An 18,084-nucleotide genomic window follows, 5' to 3' on the forward strand; every position below is an offset into this window, starting at 1 on the left:
CGCGCCACCAAGAGGGGATCTCAGGCACCGGAAAACTTCAGGTATTTGCAATTTCAGCAAATACCTAGTGCGATCGCCGTGCGTGACACTGTGGAGTCAGGGCGACGAAGAAAGACTTGGCGGCGCACACCTCGAATACTCGCCAAAGCCGCCCAGAATGCAGCCGGGATTAGTTTGCGTATTCAATGAATAGCGAACTTTCAAGATCTTGCACAGTGACCAGAAGCCGATACACCATCGGTGCATTTTCGCCGCAGTCACCAGAGCGCGAGATGTTGAGGCGGAGATCGGCAGGTTTCTGCGGGCCGTCGCCCGCCGGGAAGCAGATCCTGTCAACGATCGCGGATCCGCGGTCCCGCGTAGCTCACGGACTACCGCGCCCTCTGGGCACCAGTCGGTGCGGTAGCCCCGATGCAGGGCGCGATGGTTACCAAAATGCCGCTACCGGACGATCGTCGTCACCACACGAGTGGCACGAACCGGGAGGCGCACAGAGTCAGGACGGGACATGAGAACTACCAGTCCCCAACTCCCACGATGAACCAAGCACTGTCAAACAACTACTTGGGTCACGCCTAGGGGATATTCCGCATGGCAAACCAATCGGCATCCATGCCAATGTTGCTATCGCCCCAGAGGGGGCGCTTACGCGTTCGAAGCGCTACTGCGCTCAGCGTTGAGGTAGTCGACGAAGGCTCTGATGGTCAACAACTTGAGTGATTGTTCGGGACCGAATTCGACTCCATAGCGCTGTTCAAGTCGCAACTCCAGGTTCGCCACGTCGAGCGAATCAAATCCCTGTCCGTATAAGTCCAAATCGTCACACAAGGTTGCCGCATCTACCTCGATCCCGGATCCAGCAATTAGCTCAATGAGTTCTTGACTAGTGACCATCGTTGCCAGGTTCCTTTCATCCTCGAATTCGCTCAAGCAGGCATGTACCCCAGGAAAAGCCTACGCCGAACCCGCTCAGAAGAATTCGCATTGCGGATTGCTCAGCATCCAGACGCGATGCCAGCATCAGCGGGATCGAGGAGGATACTGTGTTCCCGTATTCTCCTGCCTCAAAAGGCAATCGGTCCTCACCGACGCCGAGGTCGCCACGCAGTACGTCGAGCAGATACTTGGAGCCAGGGTGCAAGAGAAACAGATCAATGTCACCTTCGCGCAGGTGGTGGCATTCCAGTAAGCGGCGGATCGCCCGAGGTACCTCTCGAGCAGCGTTCAGGAACACCTCCCGGCCTTCCATGACGAGTCGACCCTCGTAACGCAAGACGGCAGCCGAACCGGGCCTCGTGCCGAACGCGGCATCTACGAGCCGAAATCCCGGTCCAGCCCTATCGAGGAAGGTCACAGTGGCGGCGTCGCCAAACAGCAGAGCCGTGTCGCGGTCCGAAGGGTCAACAATCGTGGAGTACGGGTCGCAGGTAAAGATCAGCGCGTTGTCAAACGCAAACCGCTCGGCGAGAGACGTCGCGACCGCCAGGGCGTGAGGAAACCCTGCACAACCTTGCGAGATGTCGAATGTCATGCACGAGGCGGGTAGGTTCAGCGATTGGTGAATGACGGCCGAAGTATGGGGTATCCGCGAATCTGGATTCTGCGTGACCAGGCAGATCATTTCTATGGCATCGGTATCAAGCCCAGGCACTTTTCGGGCGAGGTCGTTGAAAGCCTGGATGCACAGATCGCTGGTCTTCTGATCTGGTGCTTTGATCGCCCGAGTCGTGACTCCTATCCGTCGTTGCATGAACTCTTCGTCTACACCGAATCCCGGCAAAAGCGGGAGGTTCGGTTGACGCGACGGCGGGATATGGACGCCGATGCCTGCGACGCGCACCTCGCGATCCATCGCAGCAGACATCCGAATCACCCTGCTTGTGCGGCTACGGGAAAAATTGGATAGAAGTCCGGGATGCAGCCGGCGGCGCAATCAACCGCGAGCCGCGGGATTTCTGTCCACTCGTGGGTTTCGGTTGACACGAGGTGACCCCATCCGTGCTGAAGGACATAGTCGACCGCCATCGTAACGAGCGTAATGGGTGAATACATTGAAATGGCTGTTTCGGCATTCAACTGAACGAGACAAACAGCGAACTCGCCTTTGTGATGCCGGGTAGCCGGGGCGCACGTCTATCCACACTCCATTCCCGGAATCCGCATTGATCACCTGGTCGTCGGTGCGCTCAAAGATGCGTGCCGGTGAGCGAGAAATCGTTCAAGGTGCTCGAAAGGTCCTGTCGCAAGTCGTCATCCGAGTTGGGGCGGCCCGGCTGATACGCAAGTGCCGAGACGAAGACGTGTCCGTGCGATCTTCCCAAAACCACCAACTGGGTTCCGCCGCGCCGGTGCATCGTCGCCTTGGTCACGCCTAGGGGGACATTCCGCATGGCGAAGTAATCGGCGTCCGTGCCATCCGGTCGGTCGGCAGCCGGGCTTACCACACCGAGGTTCGATGAGCCGACGACGTTGGGAGCGAAGCCAACCATCGCACCACTGGCGCCCCCGAGGAGCCGCTTGGGCAACAGGGGAACGATGGCATTCACTGCCCGCTCTTCGTCGGGCACCCTCCTGTGGCGAATCCACGCTTGTTTGATTGCGGTCCGGATCTCGCGCAGGTCAATCGTCGCGCGTGCAGGGTCGACCGTTACGCCGACATTACTGATCGCGTTGGCACGAGTATCGCCGGCGGCGCGCTCGTTGACCGGCATCATCACGACGACCGAGCCGTCTGCGGCGACCCGTCCCACTCGCTGGGCGAGTCGGGCCGTAAATCCCGCAAGCAGCGCGGTGCTGCTGCCGCCGAGTTCCTGTGCGCGGCCCTCCCACTCTTCGGCATCGACGAAGACCGTCGCCGTCGGGAGCGTGATGGGCTCGTCGATGCCTGCGGGCGGCGCAGATGGCGTGGCAGGCGGTTGTGTTGCAGCTCCGGCACCACCGCCGCTGCGCCGGGCCAAACGTATCGCGGCGACGAGCGCGCGGCCCATCGCAGGGATGTCGCGCGCGGCTTGGCCGGCGTCCTCGCGCAAGGCCCGCAAGCGGCCACGCGATGCGGCAGGAGGCCAGCTGATCGGGTCGTCGCGCCCATGCGCGGCATCCGCCAGCGCCTCACACAACCCGACGCCGTCGGTGAGGCAATGTGAGATGACAAAGCTCACCCCGGCGCCGCCGTCGGTGAACGGGAGGACCGCAAGATGCCATCCGGGACCGTGCTCGCAATCCAGTGGGGTCTTACTCTGCTCGGTGAGCCAGGCATCAAATTCTTCACGCGGGCGGGCCGACTCGACGATCTCAAGGTCGGGTAGATGGTCGGGCGCTACCCAGCGGTGCCGACCGAACGGCAATGGCGACCGTGCGATGCGGCGGGACAACCGTCCCCGCTGAAGATGTTCATGGAACCGCCGCAGCCCATCGATGTCGACCGCGCGGTTGTACACCCAGACACACTGCAGCAGACTGGGGCGTCCCGTCGCTCGCGATACGTCGAATATGGTCTGGTCGAGCAAATCCAGTACATTGCTCATTTTCGAACTGTATCTGCCCTGATTTTCTCTGTCTCGTGTTTGCAGGTGGTCAGCGTCGTCCGATGCCGCTGACATCTTGGGTGGCAGCCATTCCCATGTCGCGCGGAGAAAACGCTGCTACCGGGCGATCTCCTTCCGTCGTCACCAGACCAGTGGCACGAGCCGGTAGTGCACCTTCTGCGTGTACTCCCGATATCCGGCGAGCTGCTGGCGAAGCAGCTTCTCCTCGTCCTGGATACGGAAGGCATACAGAGTGAGGACGGGAATGAGAACTGCCAGCCCCCACCATGATCCAAGCGCGAGCGGCATTCCCGCCACCATGAGCAGCGCCCCCATGTACATCGGATGCCGCACAAGCCCGTACAGGCCGGTGGAGACCAGCTTCTGCTCCGACTCCACCGTGATGTTGGCTGACGCATACCTGTTCTGGACGATCGTGAATATCGTGATCACGAGGCCGATGACGAACATCGCGTTGCCGATCCACGACACCGCGGCAGGCACCGGGGACCAACCGAAGCGATGATCGAGGCCGCAGAACACCGGCAGCGCAATGGACAAGACCGCGATGACCCCGAGGACGGCCTTCTGCACCGGTCTCGACTCTGACTTCCGCCCGACGCGCATGCGCCGCTCTACGACCGCCTTGTCCTTCCTCAACAGGTAGACGGTCGAGAGACTCGCCATCACCGCGTACACCGTCAGGAAAACCCATGCCTGCCAGTAGTTGAACGTCCCCGCGGGCACGAACAGCAGCGCACAGAACAACGCCACGCCCAAGACGGATTGGACAGCCACCCGAAGATTGGTGCTCATGTCATCTCCTACCTGTGTGATTCGGGGACGCTCAAAGAAGCGTGCCGGTGAGCGAAAAGTCTTTCAATGCGTTTGAAAGGTCTTGTTGTAAACGGGCATTCGTGTTGACCCGACCCGGCAGATAGGAATGGGCCGAGACGAAGACGCGTCCGTTCGCCCTCCCCGACAGAAACGACTGCGTACCGCCGAACCGGTTGAGCATCGCTTCCGTCAGCCCCAGATGGGGCAGAACCTTGATGGCCAAGAAGTCGCACTCCGTGCCATCGGGCCGGCTGGCAGCCGGATTTACCACACCGAGGTTGGAGGAACCGACGCCGTTGGGTGAACCGACACGGGAAGTGGCCACGAGGAGCCGCTTGGGCAACAGCGGAATGATGGCATTCACCGCATACTCCTCGTCAGGCACCTCTCCGTGACGAATCAACGCCTGCTTGACCGCAGCCCGGATTTCACGCAGGTCCGTCGTCGCGAGTTCAGGGTCGACCGCGACCGCCACACTGCTTCTCGCGTTGGCACGGGTATCGTCATCAGCGCGCTCATTGACCGGCATTCCCACGACCACCGAACCGTCGGCGCCAACCCGTCCCCCGCGTTGGGCCAGCCGGGCCGCCAATCCCACCAACAACGAGTTGCTGGTCCCGCCGAGTGCTTGGGCGCGGGCGTCCCACTCCTCGGCATCGACCAAGATCGTTGCCATCGGAACTGCCGTTGGTACGTCGGAATATCCTTCAGGTGCAGATGCTTTGGTAGCCGGCGAAGTGGTCGCGCCGGCGGCCCCGGCGCTCTCGCGGCTACGTCTGGCCAACCGAATCGAGGCGATCACACCCCGGAACACAGCCGGAATGTCGCGCACAGCTTGCCAGCTGTCCTGCAGTAGGGCTTTCCCACGGCTGCGCGATGCCGCTGCAGGCCAGCTCATCGGATCGTCGCGACCAAGTGCCGCATCAGCCAGCGCCTCACACAGCCCGACTCCATCGATGAGGCAGTGTGATACCACCAAGCTGATTCCTGAGCCGCCGTCGGTGAACGGGAGCACCGCCAGGTGCCATCCCGGACCGTGCTCGCAATCCAGCGGAGTGTTGATCTGCTCGTCGAGCCAGTCATCGAATTCTTCTCGCGACCTGGCTATCTCGACGATCTCAAGGTCGGACGAATTGTCCGATGCCACCCAGCGGTGCCGACCGAACGGCAGCGGTGATCGTTCGATGCCGCGGGACAGCCGTCCCTGCCGGAGATTCTCATGGAACCGCCGCAGACCATCGACATCGACCGGGCGGTCGTACACCCAGACGCTCTGCAGCAGGCTGTTGACCCCTATCGCCGACCCGAGGTCGAACACACGCTGGTCGAGCACATCGAGAACGTTGCTCACTTTCGGACCTACGTCCGCGCTGGATTCGCGCGCCTCGTCTGTGTAAGTGGTCCGCATCGGCGATCACCGTCCCAACATCGGCCGCTCGACGCTGTCGCGTCCGAGCATCGTTACGAAACTATTCCGAGGTACTTTCCAATAGCGCCTTGAGCTGTTCTGCGTATCCCCTCAGTGATTCAGGGGTGAACATTTCGAAATGTGTGCAACCCACGGGCAGCACGGTGATCTCACCGGAAACGTATGGGCGCCAACTGTGCAGCAGCGATCGGGCAGCCCTGCGGTTACGCAGGCGCGCCAACCTCGACCTGACCCCATCCCCGCCGGTGTCCTCGCACCGCGGACGCGCAGCCGAAAACATCACGGCATCACCGTCGAACACATCGGGCGCATGATCGAGCAGCATCACTTGACCGGCGCTGACACTGCGCGCCATGAACGCCACCAGCTGTCGCGACGGAGGACTGGCCCCATGTCGCGCGATGATGTCGGCCACCTTTGAATACGTCAGTAGGCCCCAATGCACCGGAACCCGAGCCCTGTTGGTCCGCAGGATGTAATCCAGAACCCATCCCTCGGTAACCGCCTGATTCCTCGCAAGCGTCCTGGTGATCCGCTTCCAGAACTTGTTCGGGTTCAGCAACCCATCGAGCAGGACCAGGCGCTGTACTTCACACCCGCGGCGCTGGAGCTCCACCGCGAGCGCATGAGCAACCACACCACCGAACGACCAACCCAAGATGCGATACGGCCCAACAGGATACAGCTCCTGCAGCCGATCGGCATAGCGCGACGCCATGCCGCGTATCGACATAGCTTCCCGCTCGCCATCGGCGGGCACCTGATTGATCCCGATGATCGGGCCGTCCACATACTGACCCAACGCCCGATACGACCAACTCAACCCGAAGCCATCATGGATACAACACAGCGGTACCCCGTTGCCGGGCTTGAGCACCTCCACCGGAACCACTTCCTGCGAGCTCTCGGCGCGGCCCACATGCTGAGCCAAACCGCGCACGGTCGGCGCATCGAACATCACCCGCACCGCCAACTCCGCATCCAAACGCGCATTGGCCGCAGCGATCACCCGCATCGCAGACAGTGAATCCCCACCCAGGTCGAAGAACGAATCCTCGACCCCGACCCGCTCCAGACCCAGTACATCGGCGTAGATACCGGCCAGGATTTCCTCGGTCAGCGTGGCCGGAGCACAATACTGCCGAGCGTCGGCATAGTCCGGTACCGGCAGCGCTCGCCGATCCAGCTTGCCGTTGACCGTCAACGGCAGCGTATCCAAGACCATCACGGCTGCCGGCACCATATAGCTGGGCAACCGCTGCGCCAGAGCAGCGCGGACTTCTGCTCCGCCTGCGGTGCCGGTGACATAGCCGACCAGACGCTTGTCGCCCGGGCGGTCCTCACGAGCGATGACCGCCGCCTGATCCACACCCTCCAGATCAGCCATGACTGCTTGGATTTCACCCAGCTCGATCCGATACCCACGGATCTTGACCTGCTCATCGGCCCGGCCCAGATAGTGCAGTTGCCCATCGGGTGCCCAGGACACCAGATCCCCGGTCCGATACATCCGCTGCCCCTCAGCGAACGGACACGCCACAAACCGCGACCCGGTCAACCCACCCCGACCCAGATAGCCACTCGCCACACCAGCCCCAGCGACGTACAACTCACCGACCACCCCAGCAGCCACCTGACGCAGCCACGGATCGAGTACGAAGAACGCCGCCCCCGGTATCGGCACACCGATCGGCACCACCGTCGACCCGGCTACCAGCGGCGCACTGAACGACGTGTACCACGTCTCCGTCGGCCCATAACCATTGAGCATCACCCGACCCGGCGCCCACCGATCCACCAACTCGGTCGGACAGGCCTCGCCGGCCACCACCAACGCCGTCGAATCCAAACCGTCGGTAGACAGCGCCGCCGCAGCAGACGGCGTCTGATTCAACACCGTCACACCCTCGGCAATCAGCAACGCGTGCAACTCATCCGGCGAACCCGCCACCGCATCCGGCACCACCACCAACCGCCCACCACTGAGCAACGCACCGAAGATCTCCCACACCGACACATCGAACGCATACGAATGCCACTGCGACCACACCCCAACACGCGGCAACTCCACATCCAACGACAAAAGCAACCCCGTCACATTCCGATGCGGGACAGCCACCCCCTTCGGCACACCGGTGGTGCCCGACGTATAGATCACATACGCGATGTCATCCGGAGCCGGACCCGCCTGGACCGCGGTACTGGGTTCGGCCTCGGTGCGGGGATCCGCCACATCGACGACGGCCACCCCCAGGCCGTCCAAACGCCCGGCCAACTCCCCGGTGGTGACCGTGGCCACCGGTCGGGCATCACCAACCACCATCGCGATTCGCGCGTCCGGATGCGCCGGATCGATCGGCACGTACGCCGCCCCGGTCTTGAGTATCGCCAGGATCGACACAATCGCCGCAGCCGAACGGTCGAGCAACACCGCCACACACTCACCCGGACCCGCACCGTGACCAACGAGGAAGTGCGCCAACCGATTCGAGGCCTCGTCCAACTCCCGATACGACCACGAACGGCCCTCATACGTCAGTGCAGCGGCATCGGGCGTACGAACCACCCGCTCGGCGAAGAGCATCGGTACCGACGCTTGCGAAGGCGCGGCCCGAGTCAGCGCCGCCCGGTTGCCAACCGTATCGAGACGAACGTGCTCGGCACCGTCGAGAACATCGATCGAGGACAACCGTCGCGCCGGATCGGCCGTCATCGCCTCCAACACCCGCGCCAACCGCCCAACCATCACCTCAACGGTCTCGGCATCGAATACGTCGGTGCGGAACTCCACCGAACCACCGATCCCGGCCGAAGCACCCTCCGCATCGAACCGCTCCCCCAAGGCAAAGACCAGATCCATCCGTGCGGTGTGAGTTTCGGCCATCAATGGTGCGGCGTAGACATCGCCCAGTGCCGACTCGGCATCGGGCGCGCTGGCGGGATTCTGCCAGGCCAGCATCACCTGGATCAGCGGGTGATGGGTGAGACTGCGCGCCGGATTGAGCCGCTCGACGAGAACCTCGAACGGCACATCCTGATGTTCGTAGGCGGCGAGGCTACGCTGACGCACCTGCCCGACCAGATCGGCGACGGTGGGATCACCGTCAAGTTCCACCCGCAACACCAGGGTGTTGACGAAGAACCCGACCAACTCATCCAGCGCGGGATCACTGCGTCCGGCTATCGGAAAACCCACCGCCACATCGGAACTGGCGCTGAGGTTCGAGAGCAGAACCGAGAGTGCGGCTTGCAGGACCATGAAGCTCGTCGCGTTGTGCTCCCGCGCCACCTGCGCCACCCGCTGCTGCAACTCCGCAGGCCATTCCACCTCCACGACGGCGCCATGGTGATCGGCGACCGCCGGGTAGGGGCGGTCTGTCGGCAACTCAAGTCGATCCGGCAGTCCGGCCAGCGCATCCTGCCAGCAGTCGAGCTGCCCGGCGATGCGGCTCTCCGGATCGGACAGCTCGCCGAGCTGCTCGCGCTGCCAGAGTGTGTAATCCACATACTGCACCGGCAGAGGAGACCAGTCCGGCGCCTGCCCACCGCATCGAGCCGCGTAGGCGGCCGCCACATCACGGGCAAGCGGAGCGAAAGACCAAGCGTCACCAGCGATGTGGTGCATCACCGCGACCAGCAGATGCTCATTCTCAGAAACGCGGAAAAGCTCTGCGCGGATCGGGATCTCGATACTCAGATCGAACGGGTGCCCTATCGCTGAGTCGACGGCACCGGCCAACCGGTCTGCCGGCCAGCCAGCGGCATCAACAACTTGCCAGCCGATCTCGGCCTGCTCGGCCGGGATCACCAGCTGCCGGGGCACACCGTCGACCTCGGGAAAGACCGTGCGCAGGCTCTCATGCCGGGCCACCACATCGGCCAGAGCCAAGCCGAGCGCATCGACGTCCAATCCGGTGACCCGATACATCATCGGCATGTTGTAGATCGGTGACGGACCGTGCAATTGGTCCAGGAACCACAACCGCTGCTGGGAGTACGACAGTGGCACCACGGCCGGCCGAGGCACGGGCACCAGCGCGGACCGGCCGCCGGTACCGGTGGCGATTCGCGTCTCCAACTGTGCCACGGCAGGCGCATCGAAGACCGCTCGGACTGCCAGATCGGTATCGAACGCAGTGTTGATGGCATTGATCAGCCGTATCGCTGACAGCGAGTCACCGCCGAGATCGAAGAACGAGTCGTCGACGCCGACCCTGTCCAGCCCCAACACCTGGGCGAAGATGCCGGCCAGAATCTCCTCGGTCGGGGTTGCCGGAGCACGATAGCTGTCGGCGTCGAGGTATTCCGGTGCCGGTAGCGCGCGCCTGTCCAACTTGCCGTTGACCGTCAGCGGTATCTCGTCGAGCACCACCACCGCAGCAGGCACCAGGTAGGCAGGGAGTTGTTCGGCAAGCTGGCCGCGGGCCTTTCCGGCGTCGACCATTCCCGTCACGGACTCGGTGACGTAGCCGACAAGACGCTTCTCACCCGGGCGGTCCTCGCGGGCGATGACGACGGCTTGTTCCACGCCATCCAGATCCGCCAGAGCGACCTGGATTTCGCCGAGTTCGATCCGGTAGCCCCGGATCTTGACCTGCTCATCGGCGCGCCCGAAGTACTGCATCTGCCCATCGCCGCCCCAGCGCACCAAGTCGCCGGTCCGGTACATGCGGGCTCCTGCGCCGCCGAACGGGCAGGGAACGAAGCGGGATGCGGTCAGCCCCGGTCGACCCACATATCCGACCCCGACGCCGCGGCCGGCCACATACAACTCCCCTACAACGCCGGGCGGCACTTCCCGCAGCCAGCGATCCAGGACGAACAATGCCGCGCCCGGTACCGGTGCGCCGATCGGAACAACATTCGACCCGGCCTCTTCGGCTTTCAACGGCGCGCTGATCGTCGCGTACACGGTGGCCTCGGTCGGTCCGTAAGCGTTGATCAACACCCGCCCCGGCGCCCAGCGCTGCACCAACTCAGTGGGACAAGCTTCACCGGCCACCACCAAGGCGGCGGACTCCAAGCCTTGCGGTGAGAGCATCCCCGCAGCCGACGGCGTCTGGCTCAAGACGCTGACCTTCTCGGCGACCAGCAACGCGTGGAGATCGTGCGGTGAACGTGCCACCTCCTCGGGCACCACCACCAACCGGCCACCGTGCAACAGCGCGCCGAAGATGTCCCACACCGAGACGTCGAACACCAGCGAATGCCACTGCGACCACACTGTTCCGGGGCCCACCAACGCCGGGTCCACAGCCCCGAGGAACTCGGTCACGTTCTGATGCGTGATCGCCACGCCCTTCGGCACACCAGTGGTCCCCGATGTGTAGATCACGTATGCGATGTCATCGGCGGCAGGCCCGGGCAGCGCGCTGCTTGGCTGCATCTCGATCCGGTCGTCGGCAACGTCTATGACAGCCAGGTCGGCGCCATCCAGCCGCGCACTCAACCCGGAGGTGGTGATTGCTGCGACCGGGCGGGCATCGCCGAGCATGAACTCGACCCGCGCGTCCGGCACCATCGGGTCGATCGGAAGGTACGCCGCGCCGGACTTGAGCACTGCCAGGATCGCGACGATCGCCTCGGCCGAATGGTTGAGCAGCAGCGCGACACTTTCACCGGGCCCTGCCCCATGACCAACAAGCAGGTGGGCCAGGCGATTCGACGCATCGTCGAGATCGCGATAGGTCCAGGAACTGTCACCGCACACCACCGCCACCGCGTCCGGGTCCCGTGCCACCTGCTCGGCGAAGACCACCGGGATCGACACCGCGGAGACAGGATCGGCCAGCACCGCCCGGTTGCCCCACCCCTCGAGGGTGGCGTGGTCAGCCGGCCCCAGCAGATTCACCGAAGACAGCTTCGCCGCGGGATCGGCGGTCAGAGCTTCGACCACTCGCGACAGTCGCTCGATAAAGGTCTGGATGGTGTCGGCGTCGAACACATCGGTGCGGAACTCCACCGCCCCGGTGATCCCGGCGGGCTCACCTCCGCTCCAACGTTCTGCCAACGAGATCGTCAGGTCCATGCGCGCGGCCTGAGTATCGGCTTCCAGCGGGGTGGCTTGCATACCGCCCAAAGACGTTGCCGCGGGCTGGCCTTCGTCCTGTTTCGTCAAGTTCTGCCACGCCACCAACACCTGGACCAGCGGGTGGTGGGTCAGGCTGCGGGCCGGGTTGAGCCGATCCACAATCATCTCGAAGGGCACATCCTGGTGCTCATAGGCAGCCAGGCTGCGTCTACGCACCTGCGCCAAGAGGTCGGCAAAAGTGGGATCACCGTCAAGCTCGATTCGTAGCACGAGTGTATTGATGAAAACCCCGACCAACTCATCCAACGAAGGATCACCACGACCGGCGATCGGGAATCCCACCGCCACATCGGTGTTCCCGCTCAGACTCGACAACAGCACCGCCAGAGCAGCCTGCACCACCATGAAACTGGTTGCATCGTGCCCCCGCGCGGCGTGCGCGATCTGCTGCTGCAACTCGACCGGCCACTCCATCGTGACACTGGCTCCGCGGTAGTCTGCCTCCGCCGGATACGGCCGGTCGGTGGGCAGCTCCAGCCGCTCCGGCAGCCCGGCCAGCTCCTCTTCCCAGTACGCCAACTGCCCGGCGATCCGACTCTCGGGATCGGCCGGATCACCCAGATACGCGCGCTGCCACAGCGTGTAATCCGCATACTGCACGGGCAACGGCGCCCACCCCGGTACCTGTCCCAGGCACCGCGCGGCATACGCCACGCCAAGATCACGTACCAGCGGGCCGATCGACAAGCCATCACCTGCGATGTGATGGACCACCGCGACCAGGATGTGTTCATCCTCATCCACTCGGAAAAGGGTTGCTTGCAAAGGTGATTCGGCCGACAGATCGAAGTTGTACCCGACAGCGCCGTGGATCGCGGCGGACAGCCGTTCCATCGACCAATCGGTGGCGTCGACGACCTGCCACCCGAGATCGGCCTGTCCGGCCGGTAGCACGACCTGTGTTGGCACACCGTCGACCGCCGGGAACACCGTGCGCAGAGCTTCGTGGCGCTCCACCACATCGGCGAACGCCTGGCCCATCGCATCAACATCAAGCCCGCCGGTGATCCGGTACGCGGTCGGCATGTTGTAGATCGGTGACGGCCCCTCTAATTGGTCGAGGAACCACAACCGCTGCTGGGCATACGACAGTGGAAGAACGTCGGGCCGCGGCTGGGCCACCAACGGTTCCCGCCGACCCGAACGCTCGCCGGCCTGCGCCGCGAGTTGCGCCACCGTGGGCGCCTCGAACACTGCCCGCACTGCGAGATCGGTATCCAGACTGGCATTGATCGCATTGATCAACCGCATTGCCGACAGCGAATCTCCACCCAGGTCGAAGAAGGAATCATCCGCCCCGACCCGTTCCAACCCCAGCACCTGCGCATAGACGCCCGCCAGGATCTCCTCGGTGGGCGTACCCGGAGCCCGGTAGCGATCGACGTCGGCGTACTCCGGTTCTGGTAGGGCTCGCCTGTCAAGTTTGCCGTTGACGGTCAGTGACAACGCGTCAACCACCACCACCGCCGCGGGCACCATATACGACGGCAACCGCTCGGCCATCACAGCCCTGATCGACGCCGAATTGACGCTGCCAACGGATGTTTCGGTGACATAGCCGACCAGACGCTTATCGCCCGGGCGGTCCTCCCGGGCGATCACCGCCGCCTGATCGACACCATCCAGATCCGCGAGGACAGACTGGATCTCACCGAGCTCGATGCGGTACCCGCGAATCTTGACCTGCTCATCAGCGCGTCCCAGATACCGCAGCTGCCCATCAGAACCCCAGGCCGCGAGATCGCCGGTCCGATACATCCGGAACCCGGCCCCGCCGAACGGACAGGCCACAAACCGCGATGCAGTCAGGTTACCGCGGCGCCAGTATCCCATTCCGACACCGGCACCCGCGACGTACAACTCGCCGACCACCCCGAACGGGGCCTGCCGCAGACCCTGGTCCAGAACGAAAAAGCCCAGGTGACCCAACGGGACACCGATCGGGCTGACACTGCCCTCAACATCGCCGGCCACGATCTCCCGGAACGACGCATGCACCGTCGTCTCGGTGATGCCGTACATGTTGATCAGCCGCGGTGTCCCTCGATGGGCATCGAACCACGGCCGAAGGCGCTGCGGTTCAAGGGCTTCCCCACCGAAGACCACCGTCTCCAACTTCAGCTGACGGCCCAGTTCCGGCTGCACCGCATCAGCCGACTGCAGCGCGTAGAACGCCGACGGCGTCTGACTCAACACCGTCACCTGCTCAGTCACCAACAATGCGAGCAGTTCCTCGGGAGCCCGCGTCACTGACTCAGGTACCACCACCAACCGGCCCCCGAACAACAGCGCGCCCCAGATCTCCCACACCGAATAGTCAAACGCCAACGAATGACACTGCGTCCACACCTGACCCGCCAGACCCAACTCCGCATCCAACGTCGCCAACAACCGCACCACATTGGCGTGAGTAATCGCCACACCCTTGGGACGACCCGTCGTCCCCGACGTGTAGATCAAGTAGGCGATGTCACCGGCGCCGGGCAGCGGAGGTAGGGGCGCGCCGGGTTGAGTTGCGACACCGGCGGCGTCGATATCGACGACCGCCACGCCGGTTCCATCCAGCCGCCCGGCCAGTGCTGACGTGGTCACCGCGACGACCGGGTCGGCGTCACCGAGCGTGAATTGGATCCGCGCATCAGGATGCATCGCATCGATCGGCAGATACGCCGCCCCCGACTTCAGCACCGCCAGAACCGCGACGATCGCCTCCGCCGACCGAGGCAACAACACCGCAACACACCGACCAGGACCTGCACCATGCTCAACCAGACTGTGTGCCAACCGGTTCGATGCCTCGTCGAGCTCCCGATACGTCATCGAACGGCCATCGAAACTCAGTGCCACCGCATCCGGCACCTGAGCCACCTGCGCAGCGAACAACCCTGGAATCGACGCCACAGGAGGTGCGGGACGGGTCAACTCAGGCCGGTTGCCGATCTCGTCGAGGCGAGCGTGCTCGGCGGCATCGAGCACATCAATCGATGACAGCCGCCGCCCCGGGTCAGCAATCAGTGCCTCAACGACCCGCGCCAACCGTTCGATCAGGGTCTCGATGCTGGACGCGTCGAACACATCAGTGCGGAACTCGACGGAACCGCCAATCCCGGCCGCCTCACCAGCCTCGTCCCACCGTTCAGCCAACGAGAACGTCAGATCCATCCGAGCGACCTGAGTATCAACCGACAACGGACTGACCCGCGCCTCACCCAGAGTCGCTTCGGTCGATGTGTCGGCGGTGAAATTCTGCCAAGCCAACGCCACCTGCACCAGCGGATGATGCGCCAGCGACCGAGTCGGCTTGAGCCGATCCACCAAGACCTCAAACGGCACATCCTGATGCTCAAGAGTGGCCAGGCTGCGCTGACGCACCTGGGCCACCAACTCCGCAACAGTCGGGTCACCGCCCAGATCCACCCGCAACACCAACGTGTTGACGAAGAACCCCACCAAACGATCCAGCGCCGCATCACCACGACCCGCGATCGGAACACCCACCGCCACATCACAACTCGCACTGAGCTTCGACAACAGGATGCTCAGCGCGGCCTGCACCACCATATACGTCGTGACATTGTGCTCCCGCGCCACTTCACGGACACGCTTATGCAATTCGGCCGGCAACGACACCGGCACACTGGCACCCCGATGATCCGCCTCAACCGGATACGGCCGGTCCGTCGGCAACTCCAGCCGCTCGGGCAACCCGGCCAACGCCTGCTCCCAATACGCCACCTGCCCAGCAATCCGACTGTTCGGATCAGCCAGCTCACCCAGATTCGCCCGCTGCCACAACGTGTAATCCGCATACTGCACCGGCAACGGCGCCCACTGCGGCGCGCATCCCCCAGACCGCCCCGCATACGCCAACTGCAGATCCGCGATCAACGGAGCCACAGACCAACCATCGGCAGCGATATGGTGCACCACCGCAGCCAACACATACTCATCCTCATCAACCCGGAAAAGCGTTGCCCGCAACGGGATCTCGCTGCCCAGGTCGAAAGCGCGACCGGCAAACTCGCCGATGGCCCCACGCAACTCAGCAGCCGAGAACCCGCCCGCATCAACCACACGCCAACCACAATCAGCTGTCTCGGCAGGCACCACCACCTGCTCCGGAATCCCCTCAACCGACCGGAACACCGTGCGCAACGACTCATGACGCCCCACCACATCAACCAGCGCCGCACCAAGCGCCTCGACATCCAGGTGGCCCGTGACCTGCAGCGCCACCGCCATGTTGTAGATCGGCGACGGCCCCTCCAACTGATCAAGAAACCACAACCGCTGCTGCGCAAACGACAACGGAATGACATCAGGCCGCGGCAAAGCCACCAACGGCTCACGCCCACCCGAACTCTCACCCACACGGGCCGCCAGTTGTGCAGGCGAAGGTGTCTCGAACACCGCCCTTACCGGTAGATCGGCGCTCAGACTGGCATTGATGGCATTGATCAAACGGGTGGCCGACAGCGAATCCCCGCCCAGGTCGAAGAACGAATCGTCGACCCCGACGCGTTCCAACCCCAGCACCTGCGCGTAGATCCCGACCAGGACCTCCTCTACCGGAGTTGCCGGAGCACGATATTGCTGGCCTTGGACGTAGTCAGGGGCCGGCAGAGCGCGCCGGTCGAGTTTTCCGTTCACCGTCAACGGCAAGGCATCAAGTACCACGATCGCGGCGGGCACCATGTAACCGGGCAACCGTTGACCCAACGTGGCACGGACAGCGGCGGGGTCCGCAGTGCCGGTGATGTAGCCAACCAGACGCTTGTCGCCAGGGTGATCCTCCCGGGCGATCACCGCCGCCTGATCGACACCAGGAAGTTCAGCCAGAGCTGTTTGAATCTCACCCAGTTCGATCCGATACCCACGAATCTTGACCTGCTCATCAGCACGTCCCAGATACCGCAGCTGCCCGTGACTGTCCCAGGACGCCAGGTCCCCGGTCCGATACATCCGGAACCCGACCCCGCCGAACGGACACGCCACAAACCGCGACGCACTCAACCCACCACGACGCCAGTAACCCAACCCCAACCCCGCGCCGACCACATACAACTCACCCGTCACACCAACCGGCACCGGCTGCAACGATGCATCCAACACAAAAAACCCAAGATGACCCAACGGCACACCAATCGGACTGACACTGCCCTCAACATCGCCGGCCACGATCTCCCGGAACGACGCATGCACCGTCGTCTCGGTAATCCCATACATATTGATCAACCGCGGCGAACCCGGATGCCGATCCAGCCAGCCCCGAAGCCGCTGCGGCTCAAGAGCTTCCCCACCGAAGACCACCGTCTCCAACTTCAACCCGCCACCCGACCCCGGGTGCACCGCATCGACAGTCTGCAGCGCATAAAACGCCGACGGCGTCTGGCTGAACATGGTGACCTGCTCAGCAACCAACAAGGCAAACAGATCCTCCGGAGCCCGCGTCACTGACTCAGGTACCACCACCAACCGGCCGCCGAACAACAGCGCGCCCCAGATCTCCCACACCGAATAGTCGAACGCCAACGAATGACACTGCGTCCACACCTGACCCGCCAGACCCAACTCCGCATCCAACGTCGCCAACAACCGCACCACATTGGCGTGAGTAATCGCCACACCCTTCGGACGACCCGTCGTCCCCGACGTATAGATGAAGTACGCGACATCATCAGCCGTCACCGCCGGCAGTCTCTGCCCCTGCCCGTCGTGCTGACGCACCTCATCGAAATCGATGACATCCAGATCGCACCCGGCGAACCGGCCCATCAACTCCGCGGTCGTGACCGCCACCACCGGCGCCGCATCATCCAACATGAACCGAACCCGCGCATCAGGATGCATCGGATCAATCGGCAGATACGCCGCCCCCGCCTTCAACACCGCAACGATGGAAACAATCGCTTCAACGCAGCGCGGGAACAACAATGCCACCCGCATACCCGGGCGCACGCCCAAACTGATCAACCGGTGCGCCAAGCGATCCGATGACTCATCCAACTCCGCATACGACAACGAGTAGCCGTTGAATGTCACCGCCGGCGCCTCGGGTGCGCGCGCCACCTGCGCTGCAAACAAGATCGGAATCGACGACGACACCGAGGTCGGGTCGGACAGCACCGCCCGATTGCCCCAGCCGAACAGCTCAGCGTGCTCGTCCTCATCCAGGAAATCCATCGACGACGAGCGCCGACTGA

Annotated in this window: 6 protein-coding genes; all 6 read right to left on the bottom strand. The window is 63.5% G+C overall.

The window, feature by feature from the left end; translation table 11 throughout:
* Positions 1 to 645: 645 nt before the first annotated feature.
* Positions 646 to 930 carry an acyl carrier protein gene (locus G6N57_RS01990; protein ID WP_133118415.1) on the bottom strand — a complete coding sequence of 95 codons (285 nt, stop codon included), beginning with the start codon at positions 928 to 930 and terminating at the stop codon, positions 646 to 648.
* Entirely contained in the window at positions 911 to 1,864 is a 954-nt protein-coding gene (locus tag G6N57_RS01995; RefSeq protein ID WP_077742609.1) for a ketoacyl-ACP synthase III, read from the bottom strand. Before G6N57_RS01995 ends, G6N57_RS01990 begins: the two co-directional genes overlap by 20 nt.
* Positions 1,865 to 2,186: 322 nt before the next feature.
* Positions 2,187 to 3,524, bottom strand: coding sequence for a WS/DGAT/MGAT family O-acyltransferase (locus G6N57_RS02000; RefSeq protein ID WP_097926528.1), 1,338 nt, complete (start codon positions 3,522 to 3,524; stop codon positions 2,187 to 2,189).
* Positions 3,525 to 3,665: 141 nt separating this feature from the next.
* Complete coding sequence (locus G6N57_RS02005) at positions 3,666 to 4,340, bottom strand: methyltransferase family protein (RefSeq protein ID WP_097926529.1); 675 nt, start codon at positions 4,338 to 4,340, stop codon at positions 3,666 to 3,668.
* 31 nt (positions 4,341 to 4,371) lie between these two features.
* Positions 4,372 to 5,712 carry a wax ester/triacylglycerol synthase domain-containing protein gene (locus G6N57_RS02010; protein WP_165777816.1) on the bottom strand — a complete coding sequence of 447 codons (1,341 nt, stop codon included), beginning with the start codon at positions 5,710 to 5,712 and terminating at the stop codon, positions 4,372 to 4,374.
* A gap of 118 nt (positions 5,713 to 5,830) precedes the next feature.
* The gene (locus tag G6N57_RS32275) at positions 5,831 to 18,064 is read right to left on the bottom strand and encodes a non-ribosomal peptide synthetase (RefSeq protein ID WP_163646686.1); all 12,234 of its coding nucleotides are present in this window, start codon (positions 18,062 to 18,064) and stop codon (positions 5,831 to 5,833) included.
* Between the last annotated feature and the right edge of the window lie 20 nt (positions 18,065 to 18,084).

The sequence above is a fragment of the Mycolicibacterium boenickei genome, assembly GCF_010731295.1.
Classification (GTDB): Bacteria; Actinomycetota; Actinomycetes; order Mycobacteriales; family Mycobacteriaceae; genus Mycobacterium; species Mycobacterium boenickei.